Source organism: Mycobacterium sp. SA01 (assembly GCF_041287105.1).
Classification (GTDB): Bacteria; Actinomycetota; Actinomycetes; order Mycobacteriales; family Mycobacteriaceae; genus Mycobacterium.
In genome coordinates, this window is record NZ_JBGGNO010000020.1 from 395,322 (window position 1) to 407,935 (window position 12,614).

16 protein-coding genes are annotated in these 12,614 nt (G+C 68.1%); 12 read left to right on the forward strand and 4 right to left on the reverse strand.

Annotated elements, in window-relative coordinates; genetic code table 11:
• The first annotated feature begins 2 nt into the window (after positions 1-2).
• From hemC to AB4879_RS21085, 7 genes are read left to right on the forward strand one after another with little or no spacing between them, the layout of a single operon-like run.
• Positions 3-944, forward strand: a complete 942-nt coding sequence (hemC, locus tag AB4879_RS21055; protein WP_199189746.1) for a hydroxymethylbilane synthase — start codon at positions 3-5, stop codon at positions 942-944.
• A gap of 14 nt (positions 945-958) precedes the next feature.
• A complete protein-coding gene (locus AB4879_RS21060; RefSeq protein WP_199189736.1) occupies positions 959-2,620 on the forward strand; it encodes a bifunctional uroporphyrinogen-III C-methyltransferase/uroporphyrinogen-III synthase in 1,662 nt (553 codons plus the stop codon).
• Positions 2,621-2,634: 14 nt separating this feature from the next.
• Positions 2,635-3,615, forward strand: a complete 981-nt coding sequence (gene hemB / locus AB4879_RS21065; protein ID WP_102805310.1) for a porphobilinogen synthase — start codon at positions 2,635-2,637, stop codon at positions 3,613-3,615.
• Positions 3,612-4,034: a hypothetical protein gene (locus tag AB4879_RS21070; RefSeq protein ID WP_102805311.1), complete on the forward strand. Its 423-nt coding sequence runs from the start codon at positions 3,612-3,614 to the stop codon at positions 4,032-4,034. The genes hemB and AB4879_RS21070 overlap by 4 nt, the downstream gene beginning before the upstream one ends.
• A gap of 20 nt (positions 4,035-4,054) precedes the next feature.
• On the forward strand, positions 4,055-4,438 hold the full coding sequence (locus tag AB4879_RS21075; protein WP_102805312.1) for a hypothetical protein: 384 nt from the start codon (positions 4,055-4,057) through the stop codon (positions 4,436-4,438).
• On the forward strand, positions 4,431-4,937 hold the full coding sequence (locus AB4879_RS21080) for a DUF3093 domain-containing protein (protein WP_370509133.1): 507 nt from the start codon (positions 4,431-4,433) through the stop codon (positions 4,935-4,937). The genes AB4879_RS21075 and AB4879_RS21080 overlap by 8 nt, the downstream gene beginning before the upstream one ends.
• Positions 4,934-5,224: a hypothetical protein gene (locus tag AB4879_RS21085; RefSeq protein WP_370509134.1), complete on the forward strand. Its 291-nt coding sequence runs from the start codon at positions 4,934-4,936 to the stop codon at positions 5,222-5,224. The genes AB4879_RS21080 and AB4879_RS21085 overlap by 4 nt, the downstream gene beginning before the upstream one ends.
• On the opposite strand, the gene AB4879_RS21090 is transcribed toward AB4879_RS21085, so the two are convergent.
• Positions 5,181-6,326 (reverse strand): amidohydrolase family protein, encoded by a 1,146-nt coding sequence (locus tag AB4879_RS21090; protein WP_370509135.1) that lies wholly within the window; start codon positions 6,324-6,326, stop codon positions 5,181-5,183. The two genes, AB4879_RS21085 and AB4879_RS21090, sit on opposite strands and share 44 nt — an antisense overlap.
• Positions 6,327-6,465: 139 nt before the next feature.
• Between AB4879_RS21090 and AB4879_RS21095 the strand changes: the two genes are divergently transcribed.
• The 5 genes from AB4879_RS21095 (at position 6,466) to AB4879_RS21115 (ending at position 11,020) form a co-directional block, all read left to right on the forward strand.
• Positions 6,466-7,152, forward strand: a complete 687-nt coding sequence (locus AB4879_RS21095) for a GPP34 family phosphoprotein (RefSeq protein WP_370509136.1) — start codon at positions 6,466-6,468, stop codon at positions 7,150-7,152.
• The gene (locus tag AB4879_RS21100; RefSeq protein WP_370509137.1) at positions 7,149-7,277 is read left to right on the forward strand and encodes a hypothetical protein; all 129 of its coding nucleotides are present in this window, start codon (positions 7,149-7,151) and stop codon (positions 7,275-7,277) included. The genes AB4879_RS21095 and AB4879_RS21100 overlap by 4 nt, the downstream gene beginning before the upstream one ends.
• Before the next feature lie 47 nt (positions 7,278-7,324).
• Positions 7,325-9,436 (forward strand): heavy metal translocating P-type ATPase, encoded by a 2,112-nt coding sequence (locus AB4879_RS21105; RefSeq protein ID WP_370509138.1) that lies wholly within the window; start codon positions 7,325-7,327, stop codon positions 9,434-9,436.
• Positions 9,437-9,564: 128 nt separating this feature from the next.
• Positions 9,565-10,440, forward strand: a complete 876-nt coding sequence (locus tag AB4879_RS21110; RefSeq protein WP_370509139.1) for an oxygenase MpaB family protein — start codon at positions 9,565-9,567, stop codon at positions 10,438-10,440.
• Positions 10,433-11,020 (forward strand): TetR/AcrR family transcriptional regulator, encoded by a 588-nt coding sequence (locus AB4879_RS21115; RefSeq protein WP_370509140.1) that lies wholly within the window; start codon positions 10,433-10,435, stop codon positions 11,018-11,020. The genes AB4879_RS21110 and AB4879_RS21115 overlap by 8 nt, the downstream gene beginning before the upstream one ends.
• On the opposite strand, the gene AB4879_RS21120 is transcribed toward AB4879_RS21115, so the two are convergent.
• The 3 genes from AB4879_RS21120 to AB4879_RS21130 are packed head-to-tail and all read right to left on the reverse strand — an operon-like array spanning position 11,017 to position 12,515.
• Complete coding sequence (locus AB4879_RS21120) at positions 11,017-11,238, reverse strand: hypothetical protein (RefSeq protein WP_370509141.1); 222 nt, start codon at positions 11,236-11,238, stop codon at positions 11,017-11,019. The two genes, AB4879_RS21115 and AB4879_RS21120, sit on opposite strands and share 4 nt — an antisense overlap.
• A gap of 30 nt (positions 11,239-11,268) precedes the next feature.
• Positions 11,269-11,979, reverse strand: a complete 711-nt coding sequence (locus tag AB4879_RS21125; protein WP_370509142.1) for a Rieske (2Fe-2S) protein — start codon at positions 11,977-11,979, stop codon at positions 11,269-11,271.
• On the reverse strand, positions 11,976-12,515 hold the full coding sequence (locus AB4879_RS21130; protein ID WP_370509542.1) for an RNA polymerase sigma factor: 540 nt from the start codon (positions 12,513-12,515) through the stop codon (positions 11,976-11,978). The genes AB4879_RS21125 and AB4879_RS21130 overlap by 4 nt, the downstream gene beginning before the upstream one ends.
• Positions 12,516-12,614: the final 99 nt, after the last annotated feature.

Below are 12,614 nucleotides of genomic sequence, written 5' to 3' on the forward strand. Positions count from 1 at the left end.
CGGTGATCCGGATAGGTACCCGGGGCAGCCTGCTGGCGACCACGCAGGCGGGGACCATCAGAGACCAACTGATCGAGCGCGGACACCGCGCCGAGCTGATCATCATCAGCACCGCCGGCGACCGCTCCGACAAGCCGATCGCCGAAATCGGGGTCGGGGTGTTCACCGCCGCCTTGCGGGAAGCCATCGCCGACGGCCGCGTCGACATGGCGGTGCACTCGTACAAGGATTTGCCGACAGCATCCGACGAGCGGTTCACCATCGCCGCGATCCCGCCCCGGGAGGACGCCCGCGACGCCTTGGTGGCCCGCGACGGCATGGTTTTGGGGGAGTTGCCTGCGGGTTCGGTGATCGGCACGAGCTCGGTGCGACGGGCCGCGCAGCTTAGAGCACTGGGTCTCGGTTTGGAAATCCGCCCCCTACGAGGCAACCTAGATACCAGGTTGAACAGGGTAAGCAGTGGTGATCTCGACGCCATCGTGGTTGCCCGGGCGGGCCTGGCCCGTCTTGGACGACTCGGCGATGTCACCGAGACGCTGGAGCCGGTGCAGATGTTGCCAGCGCCGGCCCAAGGTGCGCTTGCGGTCGAGTGCCGCGCAGGCGACACCGAGCTGGTGGCGCTGTTGGGATCACTCGATGATCCCGACACCCGCGTCGCGGTCACCGCGGAGCGAACCCTGCTGGCCGAACTGGAGGCGGGTTGTTCCGCACCGGTGGGCGCGATCGCCGAAGTGGTCGAGTCCATCGATGACGACGGCCGCGTCTTCGACGAGCTGTCACTGCGCGCATGCGTGGCGGCAGCAGACGGATCCGACGTGATTCGTGCGTCCGGTATCGGCACCCCCGGCCGGTCCGCAGAGCTAGGGCTCTCGGTCGCCGCGGAGTTGTTCGAGCTCGGTGCGCGTGAGGTCATGTCGGTACAGACTCCGCACGTAGAGCGGTAGGCGGGAGTGAAGCGATGACTGGTCATGTGAGCGGTCGGGGACGCAAGGCGAAGCCGGGACACATCACGTTCGTCGGCTCGGGTCCGGGTGACCCCAACCTGTTGACGACGCGAGCCCGCACCGTGTTGGCCAACGCCGCGCTGGTGTTCACCGATCCCGACGTGCCGCCGGCCGTCCTGAGCACGGTCGGCACCGACCTGCCACCGGCGTCCGGCCCCGCGCCGGCGCCGGACGGTCCCCCTGCTGACGGTCATGACGAGACCGCGCCGCCGGTTGTCTCCGTCGGCCCGGACATCCGGCCCGCGCTCGGTGACCCGGCCGAGGTGGCCAAGACGCTGGTCCAGGAGGCCAAGGCCGGCTTCGACGTGGTGCGCCTGGTCGCCGGGGATCCGCTGTCGATCGACTCGGTCATCACCGAGGTCAACGCCGTCGCGCGGGCTCACGCCGAGTTCGAGATCGTTCCCGGCCTGCCCGCCACCAGTGCCGTCCCGACCTACGCGGGTCTGCCGCTGGGATCGGCGCACACCGTGGCCGACGTGCGCGGCGAGGTCGACTGGGCGGCCCTGGCCGCCGCACCCGGCCCGCTGATCCTCACCGCGAGCGCCTCGCACCTTCCCGAGGCCGCGCGCACCCTGATCGAGTACGGCCTGGCCGAGGCCACGCCGTGTGTGGTGACCTCCAACGGCACCACCTGTGGCCAGCGTTCGGTCGAGACCACCCTGCACGGCCTGACCGACCGCGCCACCCTGGCCTGCAACAGCGATCCGGCAGGTCCGCTGACCGGCACGCTGGTGGTCACCATCGGCAAGACGGTGGCGCACCGCGCGAAGTTGAACTGGTGGGAGAGCCGGGCCCTGTACGGCTGGACCGTGCTGGTGCCGCGCACCAAGGATCAGGCCGGCGAGATGAGCGACCGGCTGGTCGGCCATGGGGCACTGCCCATCGAGGTGCCCACGATCGCCGTCGAGCCGCCGCGCAGCCCGGCCCAAATGGAAAGGGCCGTAAAGGGTTTGGTGGACGGCCGTTACCAGTGGGTGGTGTTCACCTCCACCAACGCGGTGCGTGCGGTCTGGGAGAAGTTCGGCGAGTTCGGTCTGGACGCGCGGGCTTTCTCCGGCGTGAAGATCGCCTGCGTGGGCGAAGCGACCGCCGACCGGGTCCGTGCCTTCGGCGTCAGCCCTGAGCTGGTGCCCGCCGGTGAGCAGTCCTCACTCGGTCTGCTCGACGAATTCCCGGAGTACGACAGCATTTTCGATCCGGTGAACCGGGTGCTGCTGCCGCGCGCCGACATCGCCACCGAGACCCTGGCCGAGGGCCTGCGCGACCGTGGCTGGGAGATCGAAGACGTCACCGCCTACCGCACCGTGCGTGCGGCACCGCCGCCGGCCGAGACCCGCGAGATGATCAAGACCGGCGGGTTCGACGCGGTGTGCTTCACCTCGAGCTCGACGGTGCGCAACCTGGTCGGCATCGCCGGAAAGCCGCACGCCCGCACCATCGTGGCGTGCATCGGGCCGAAGACGGCGGAGACGGCCGCGGAGTTCGGGCTGCGGGTCGACGTCCAGCCGGAGACCGCTGCGGTCGGTCCGCTGGTCGACGCGCTGGCCGAGCATGCCGCCCGGCTGCGTGCCGAGGGAGCGTTGCCGCCGCCGCGCAAGAAGAGCCGACGCCGCTAACCGGAAGCCGTTACATGTCGTTCCCGAGGCAGCGCCCGCGCCGATTGCGCTCAACCCCGGCGGTTCGCCGGTTGGTCGCCGAAACCACGGTGGAGCCAAGGCATTTGGTGCTCCCGATGTTCGTCGCCGACGGGATCGACGAGCCTCGGGAGATTGCCTCGATGCCGGGGGTCTATCAACACACCCGCGATTCGCTGCGCCGCGCCGCCGAACAGGCGGTGGCTGCCGGCGTCGGCGGCGTGATGCTGTTCGGTGTTCCTCGCGAAACGGACAAGGACGCTCTCGGTTCGTGTGGGGTGGACCCCGACGGCATCCTCAACGTGGCACTGCGCGACCTTGCCAAGGACCTCGGCACCGATACCGTGCTGATGGCCGACACCTGCCTCGACGAGTTCACTGACCACGGGCATTGCGGCGTGCTGGACGCCCGGGGCCGGGTCGATAACGACGCCACCAACTCCCAGTACGTCAAACTTGCTGTGGCACAGGCAGAATCGGGGGCCCACGTGGTGGGGCCCAGCGGTATGATGGACGGTCAGGTGGCGGCCATCCGCGATGGTCTCGATTCGGCCGGGTTCACCGACGTGCTGATCCTGGCCTACGCCGCGAAGTTCGCCTCGGCGTTCTACGGACCGTTCCGCGATGCGGTGGCGTCCAGCCTGCAGGGGGACCGGCGTACCTATCAGCAGGACAGCGGCAACGCGCGGGAAGCGTTGCGCGAGATCGTTCTCGACCTCGACGAGGGGGCCGACATCATCATGGTCAAGCCGGCGATGGCCTATCTGGACGTGGTGCGAGCGGCCGCCGACGTCTCGCCGGTTCCGGTTGCCGCCTATCAGGTATCGGGGGAGTACGCGATGATCAGCGCGGCCGCGGCCAACGGATGGATCGACGGGCGTGCTGCCGCGCTGGAGTCGTTGACCAGCATCCGGCGCGCGGGCGCCGACATCGTGCTGACCTACTGGGCCGCTGACGTCGCGGGCTGGCTGGCGTGACACATCAGCAGCCGCCCGCGGCTCCCACGCGTCCCGCCGATGTCGATACCGGCTTCTGGCTGTGGCTCATCGCCCTACCGCTGATGGTCATCGGCTACCTCGTCGACGCGTACTTCACCGCGAGTAAGCACTCGTCGTTCTTCGTCATCGGGATCACCGTGTTGTTCGCGGTGACGGTGTCGGCGGTGGTCGTCACGTTCCTGTTCTTGATGCGGTCCGGCTATCGCTGGACCCGAACGGTGCTGACCGGTGGCGGGGTGGCCAGCGTCATCTACACCGCGGCCAGCCTGTTCAGCACCGATCGGGAGACCGTGCAAGCGGTCGTCTTCGCGGTCACCGGCATCATCGGTTCGGTTCTGATCATGGGCGGCGCCTACCTGCTGCACCGGCCGGACGCGCACGGGTTCTTCAGCAAGTGACCCGATAGGCTGGCCCGACCATGACCGCAACCCAACCCCGGCCGCGCCTTGTCTCGATCGCGTTCTGGTGCTGGCTGGCCGGCTCCATCGTGCTGATGTTGGGCGGACTACTGCTGGTGTTCTCCACCGGCCCGGTTCCGGTGTTCTTCCGCGGCGCCGGCGTGCTGTGGATCGTGGCCGGCGCGCTGTTGAGCTACATCGCAGGCCGCACCCGTGGCGGTGACACCCGCTTCCGGCGAGCCGCGGTGGCGCTCTCGGTCGCGCTGGCGATACTGCTGGCGCTGTTCTCGGTGATGACCGGCGGCCTGGTGTGGCTGTTCGCCCTGGTGCTGGTGCTCGTTCCCGCGGTGTTGATCATGCGACCCGCGGCCCAGGAGTGGTACACCCCGGAGTCCGATGTCTGACGATCAGCTGACCGAGCAGCCGGAGCGGCTGTTCTTCGAAACCGGCGCCAGCTGGTACTGGCTGGTCGCCGGGCCGGCGTCGGCGATCGCGATGCTGCTGATCCAGATCAAGGGTGGGGTGGGATTCCAGCCGGTCGTGCCGCTGATCTTCCTGGTGCTCGTCACCGGCTTCCTCTACATCCAGGTCAAGGCGGCCCGTATTCACACCAGTGTGGAACTGACCCGCGACGCCCTGCGCCAGGGCACCGAGGTCACCAAGCTGATCCACATCGTGCGGGTGTTCCCGCCGGCTGAGCATTCGGTGAAATCGCGGGAGCCGCTGGAGAAGTGGCAGACTTCGCGGGCGCTGGGAGAGTTGTCCGGGGTGCCCCGCGGCCGGACCGGCATAGGCGTCGAGCTCACCGGCAAGCGCACCGCGCAAGCCTGGGCGCGCAACCATCGCGCTCTGCGTGCCGCGCTGACCGCACTGGTCGAGGGCGAGACGGTGGACGCCTCGTGAGGCACATCGTCCAGTTGGTCCTGGCGGCCCTGGCGTTGGCCGGCGCCGTAATGACCGGTTTGGCCGCGCGCAGCGTGGCGGTCGTGGCGCCGGTCACCGACGGTCAGCCCTCGACGACCTCGGCGGTCTTCAACCCGCCGCTGATGATGCTGACCTGGTTGCTGGTCACCCTGGCCGGGGTGCTCGCGGTGCTGGGTGTGGCCGGTCTGATCCGGGCCAGGCGGGCCCGCACCGCCGTACAGCTCAGAACACCCGAGTCTGCCCCTCCAGCACTGGAACCGTCGTAGGCAGCTTGTAAGTCTCGACGCCGTTGCGCCACATCACAGCATCACGCGCATGGTCGGGCAGGTGCTTGACCAGCCAGCGCGGGTCGTCGAATGTCCAGTGCGGGTAGTCCGAGGAGAACAGCAGGATCTTCTCGCATTCCATCCATTCGAAGGCCCGCAACAGTTCGGTCTTGTCCTCGGGATAGTCCAGCGGCTGGGTGGTGAACTTGATGTGGTCCTTGACGTAGTCGCTCGGCTTGCGCGTGATGTCGACCCACGATTTACGCGCGTCGTAGATGGCGTCCATCCGCCACATCAGCGGCAGGATCCAGTTGAATGCGTGCTCGACGAACACGATCCGCAACGTGGGGTACCGGTCGAAGACGCCGTCGAAGATCAGGCTCATCACCTGATTGGCGGCCAGCAGTGAGTAGCTGACCATGAAGTCGTGGTTGTAGCTGGGGAACCCGACCGGCGGGATCGGCAGGGTCTCGAACTTCCCCCGACCGAGGTGGCAGCTGACCGTGATGTCGTGTTTGGTGGCGGCCGCCCAGACCGGGTCGTATTTCGGGTCACCCCATGACGGCCGGGGTTCGGCCTTGATCAGGATCTGCGACATGTACGGGTGGCCGGCCCACTGCTCGATCTCGCGGGCCGCCCCGGCCGGATCTTCGATAGCCACGCTGATCGAGCCGCGCCAGCGCTGGTGCCAGTTGTTGCGGCTGTCCAGCCAGTGTTCGTCGAGCCAGCGGTTGGTCGCGATGGCCGACGCCTGCGCCGCGTCGGCCAGCCGCGCCCCGGGAGCCAGCGGTTCCAGGATGCAGATGTCGGCACCGGCATCCATGACGAGTTGGCGAAACGCCAGATCAGGGTCGGTGCCGGCGAACTCACCGTCGGGCGGGAAGGTATCGGTGCGCATCGCATAGGCGTGCGCATAGTCGGGGGCGTCGTAGTAGATCTGCTCCCCGATGGGGTGCGAGAGGAAGTAGTTGGTGCGCCAGGGCTCGGGGATGTAGTCGATCAGCACTCCGCGGCGCGGTACCGGGTGGACGTCGGAATCCACGCACCGCACGGGGATGTGTTCGGTCGGTGCTGACCGCGCCTCGATATGGGTCAGTGTCATCCGGGTCATCTCTTCGTCGTCGGTGTGCCCATTCTCTCACTCCGGGCTATCCACAGCGGACCAAAAATTGAGTAGTCGGCTACGGATGTCCTCGCGCGGTCGGGTACCCAGAGTTGGAGACGGGGAGCGAGGAGGCGGTATGGGGCGCATCGGCGATCTGACGTCTGAGTTCTCCGCCGTGCCCTCGACCCTGCACGGGCAGCTGTTCCTGCTCGCGTTCGATCCTCGGAGCGGTCGGTTCGACGGTTACGATCCTCAGCTCTTCGGCTATGCGTTGCGGGCCGCGATGCTGACGGATCTGTATCTGCGGGGTTTCCTGGTGGAGCGTGCCGGCACGCCGGTCCCGGCCCGGGCGGCCAGTCCCGACGATCCGATTCTGCGCGCCGAATTCGCCCAGGTGGGCGTTCACAATCGGGCGACGTGGGCGCAGTTGATCGCCGGTGACCAGCACGAAGCGATCACCGCGGTGCGGGAACAGCTGGTCAACCAGGGCTGGCTGCGCACGCGACGGCGGCAGCCCGGTCTCGCGGACCCGGGCCTCGAGCCGTTCGACCAGTGCCGGGTCCGCGCCTTGGCCGACGCGGCCCGCCGCGCGCTGCGGGACGCGGTTGCGGGCCTTCCGGCGGAGCCCCGGCCGGTCGCGTGCGGCTTGCTTGCGGTGATGGCCGAACTGCCCGTGATGGGCGAGTTCTCCGCCGAGGTGCATGGCCGGGGTGGTCTTGACGGGTTGGCGGTCGGTGGTTTGGTGCCTGTGTCGGGGTTGATCGACGCGATCCGCGAGCGTCGCGGGGGCCGCTGTCCGGGGTTGATGGGCGGGTCATCGTGACGGCCGGACGGCCTCGGCACCTGTGGTCGGCGCCCCCGCCGGACAGCTCGGACGACGAACCCGACCCGCCGGACCACGAGGATTTCGAACCGCCCGAGGACGAGACCCGCGTGTTGTTGTGGTGACTCAGTAGGCACTGGACAATATACCCCCTAGGGGTATCATCGGGTTTATGGCGACAACGGACCTTCAGTTGACCGGCATGAGCTGTGCGTCGTGCGCGGCTCGCATCGAACGCGGCCTCAACGACCTGGACGGTGTGCAAGCCACGGTGAACTTCGCCGTCGAGCGCGCACACGTCGAGCACGGCCCGCAGGTGTCCGAGGGCGATCTGATCCACGCCGTGGAATCCACCGGCTATCACGCGTCGGTGGTGGACCACTCGGGCCACGGTGACGACCACATGAACCACGACATTCCGAGTGAACAGCTGCGTCCCCGGCTGATCGGCTCGGCGGTGCTGGCGGTCCCGGTGGTGGCGCTGTCGATGGTGATGCCGTGGCAGTTCCCGGGATGGCTGTGGGTGGTGCTGGCGCTGACGACCCCGATCGTGTTCTGGGGCGGCTATCCGTTCCACAAGGCCGCGTTGAACAGTGCGCGCCACGGATCCTCGACGATGGACACCCTGGTGTCGATCGGCACACTGGCCGCCTACCTGTGGTCGCTGTACGCGGTGCTGACCGGCGCCGCCGAGCACGGGCACGGCCACGTCTACTTCGAAGTCGCGGCCGCCGTGACGGTGTTCCTCCTGGCCGGCCGGTACGCCGAGTCCAAAGCCAAGCGGTCGGCGGGAGCGGCGCTGCGGGCGCTGCTGTCGCTGGGTGCAAAGGAGGCGACCGTGCTGCGCGACGACGCAGAGGTTCGCATCCCGGTGCAGGACTTGAACGTTGGCGATGTCATCGTCGTGCGGCCCGGAGAGCGGGTGGCCACCGACGGCGTGATCGTCGACGGCGCGTCGGCGCTGGACACCTCGGCGATGACCGGGGAGTCGGTGCCCGCCGACGTCGGCCCGGGTGACGAGGTACTCGGCGGAGCGGTCAACACCTACGGCCGGATTCTGGTGAGCGCCAAGCGCGTCGGCGGTGACACCCAGCTCGCCCGGATGGCCCGGATGGTTTCCGACGCACAAAGCGGGAAGGCGTCCATCCAGCGGCTGGCCGATCGGGTGTCGTCGATCTTCGTGCCGGTGGTGTTGGCCATCGCGGCGGTCACGCTGATTGCCTGGCTTGTGGCCGGCGGCTCGGCCACGGCGGCGTTCACCGCGGCGGTCGCCGTGCTGATCATCGCCTGCCCGTGCGCACTCGGCCTGGCGACACCGACGGCGATCCTGGTCGGCACCGGCCGCGGCGCTCAGCTCGGGGTGCTGATCAAGGAGCCGCAGGTTCTCGAAACCGTCACCGGCATCGACGCCGTCGTCCTCGACAAGACCGGCACGGTGACCACCGGCTCGATGGCCGTGGCTGCCGTGGAGACCGAAACCGGCGACGACGCCGACGCGGTGCTGGCTCAGGCGGCCGCGGTCGAATCGGCGTCCGAGCACCCGGTTGCCGCGGCAATCGTGGCGGCCGCCCGGGAGCGGGGCCTGACCGTGCCCGCGGTGCGCGACTTCGCCAACGACCCCGGGACCGGCGTCAGCGGCGTCGTCGACGGGGTGCGGGTGCAGGTGTCCCGCGCATCGGACGACGACGGGCGCACCAGCGTCGAGGTCCGCGCCGACGGCAGCCGCCGCGGGGTGATCCGGTTGGTCGACGCGGTCAAGCCGACCAGCGCGGAGGCCATCGCCGAGTTGAAGGCGATGGGCATCACGCCGATCCTGCTGACCGGCGACAACACCGCCGTTGCCGCGCGGGTGGCCGCCGAGGTCGGTATCGCGGCCGAGAACGTCATCGCGGGCGTGTTGCCCTCGGAGAAGGCCGACGCCATCAGCCGATTGCAGGCACAGGGACGCAAGGTCGCGATGGTCGGGGACGGGGTCAACGATTCGGTGGCATTGGCTACCGCCGACGTTGGTATGGCGATGGGCACTGGGACCGATGCCGCGATCGAGGCCGGGGACGTCACGCTGGTCCGCGGGGACCTGCGCACCGTCCCGACCGCACTGCGGCTGTCGTCGCGCACGCTGCGGATCATCAAACAGAACCTGTTCTGGGCGTTCGGCTACAACGTCGCGGCGATCCCGCTTGCGGCGCTGGGCCTGCTGAACCCGATGATCGCCGGCGCGGCCATGGCGTTCTCCTCGGTGCTGGTGGTGACCAACAGCCTCCGGCTCAAGCGCTTCTCCTGACCGCGCCCAAACCGACGATTGGCCGGGAAAGTGCGAGTAGATCCCCGCATTTCGTCGATCTCGGCGGTGGGGTGACGCTCGTCACGAAGCGGTTGGTACAAAGTGCGAACTCTGTAACACTGTTGCACATGACGGACCTCGCCGAATCTGACTCCGCAACCGACGCCCTCCCGCTGGGCCCGCAGTCACTGGTGTGGCGCTACTTCGGCGACAACCGGATGTTCCTCATCGGCCCGCGTCCGGCAGTGCTGCAGAACATGCTTGCCGAACTCGGACAGGGTGTGCTCGACCATTCGGTGTGGTTCGCCGACACCGCGGCCCGGATCAAACGGTCGTTGCCGCCGATCTTCATGACCGTCTACGGCAGCGAGGACGACAACGCCGGCGCCAGCGTCCGCGACTTTCACCACAACATCAAGGGCGACATGCCTGGCCCACCCGGAAAGGCCGGCCGCTACCACGCGTTGGATCCGGACACCTACTACTGGGCGCACGCCACCTTCTTCGATCAGGCGCTGTACTTCGCCGACACCTTCGTCAAGCGGCTTTCGCGCGAGGAGAAGGAGCAGATGTACCTGGAGTCCAAGACCTGGTATCGCCGCTACGGCGTCAGTGATCGCCCGATGCCTGCCGACTACGCCGAGTTCGAGCGCTACTGGGACCGGATGATCAACGAGGTGCTGGTGGCGCACCGGACCGCCGTCTACGGTGTCGGCTACGTGACCAAGGGATTTCCGCGACCCAAAGCCGTGAACCCGATCGTCTGGCGGCTGGTGGCACCGATCTTCAACCCGATCGCGGCGTTTCTGACCACCGGTGGGATGCCGCCGCGCACCCGCGAAATTCTCGGCCTGCCGTGGAGTGATCGCAAGGAGCGCAATTATCAGCGCTTCGCGGCGTTCTGGCGCTCGCGTCCGGTGAACTGGCTGTGGGATCATCTTCCCATGAATGTCCGCTATAACCGCTACGCTGCAAAGGGTTTCGCGCAGGCAGGGCATGCCTGACCAGTCGACCGAAGCGATACTCGACGCCGCGCTCGTCGAGTTCGATCAGCATGGCATTCGCCGGGTCGCCCTCGATGACGTCGCCCGCCGGGCCGGGGTGAGCCGGACGACGATCTACCGGCGCTTCGCCAACAAGGACGACCTGGTGGCCGCGGTGATGGACCGGGAAAACCTACGGTTGTTCCACGACATCGCCGAGGACTTGAAAACTGCTCGCCCGCAGTCGAATTACTACGTCGAGGCGTTCACTCAGGCGATCCTGCGATCCCGACGGCACCGGGTGCTCAACCGCATGGTCGTCGACGAGCCGGCGCTGACGTTGGAGCTGGCCCGGTTGCATTACGGCGCCGCGGTCCAGCGAATCGAGGCGGCGCTGCAGGTGATCTTCCCGCCCGGGTTCGCCGAGCGGATCGGGCCTCAGGCCGTCCATGAACTGGCCGACAACATCTGGCGCTACGCGTTGATGGCGATGCTGTTGCCCAGCCCGGTACCGCTCGAAACCGCGGACGATATACGAGCTTTCGCCACCAAGCACTTCCTGCCCAGCCTGCCCGAAGTGCTGCGCGTGGTACCGGTTTAAGTACCGGCCGGGCAGTCCAAGTCCACATACGCCACCGGCGCTGCCTGGTGGACACCGGTGACGGTGCACTGGGACAGCCCATCGCTCGGCTGACCGTTGAATTGCACCTGATAACCCTGGGCCTGAAGTTCGCTGACGATATCGGGTGCCGATCCGGTTCCGGCGGACACGACGTGGGCGATGCCGACGAGTGCTGCTGCAATGAGGTTGCTGTACATATTTGTAGATAGGCGCGCGGGTTACAGCTCTCAGGTCGTCCGCGGTGGTGGAGCCAGCACCTCCACCACGCCGTTGAGCTCGCGGACTTCGAAGTGCGGCAGCGGTTTCGGGGCGATCGGCAGGGCATGCGTGACGACGGCGCCGGCCGGTGAGAACGATGTCGAATGGCACGGGCAGCGCAGCCGGTCATCGCCCTGGTCGAACCACAGCTTGCAGCCCTGGTGGGTGCACACGCCGGACACGGCGTCGACCCGGCCGTTGACCCGGCGGACGAATCCGTTGACCGAGCCCAGATCGAATGCGCGCACTGCCCCTTCGGAGAGGTCGGCGCTGGACGACACGGTCTGCCACGCCCCGTCGGTGGGCACCAACTCCGCGTCGGCGACGGGTTGGTCGCCGGTGTGCGGGCGGACCACCATCCGGTCGACCGCAACCCCGGCGACCGCAGCCGTTGCCGCGGCGGAGGTGCCGACGATCACCTGTCGGCGGGTGGCTGACATGGCTCGCTTGGCGGGTGGTGTGCTCGTCGAAGATGCCGGATCCGACGACATGTCGGCGGCCAGCCGGGCTTTGAGCCGGTCGACGAATTCCGGTCGGGGTTTGCCGGCGTCCTCGCGGGTGGCGGCGAGGTCGATCGCGGTGCGCAGCTGGGCCGCCTCGAACTCGTCGGGGGTGAAGCCCTTCGGCTGGCGGCCGGCGAGCATGTCGTCGATGTAGTGGCGAAGATCGCGGCGGGTCATGGCAGGGCCCCCTCGCTGATCTGTGCGGCCAGCCGCAACGCTCTATGCTGCAACACTTTCGCGTTCGCGACGCTGATGCCGAGCGTAGCGGCCGCGTCCCGCACCGAACAGCCTTGGAGGAACCGCAGTTCCAGTATCCGGCGATAGTTGTCGGGCAGGGCGCCGAGAAGCGTGGCGACGCGCTGCGGGGCGGTGCTCGGCGCGGCGGGACCGAATACGGTGGCCGGCACGTCCTCGATGGTGGTGATCTCGGTGCCCAGGGTGGCCCGCCAATGCGCGGCCAATACGGTGCGCGCGGTGGCCCGCAGGTAGGCACGCACTTCCGCGATGCTGGCGGTCAGACGCAGCGGGCGCATCGCGGCCAGAAACACCTCCGAGGTCAAGTCCTCGGCGTCGGCGCGGTTCCCCACCCGGCCGAAGATCAGCCGGTAGACCCACGTGACGTTGTCGTCGTACACGGCTTCCCAATCGGGATAGCGCGCGTCGGCGACCAGACGTAGCTCGGGTCGTGGGCGTGGATCGTCGTCCGCCGCCATCATCGGTTGCCTTCCACTCATCGATAGGAGATAGGCGGCGGGGTTACCCGACCGTCGGCGTGTAACCGCCGCCCTACCTCTTGATGAGACGGTCCGCGC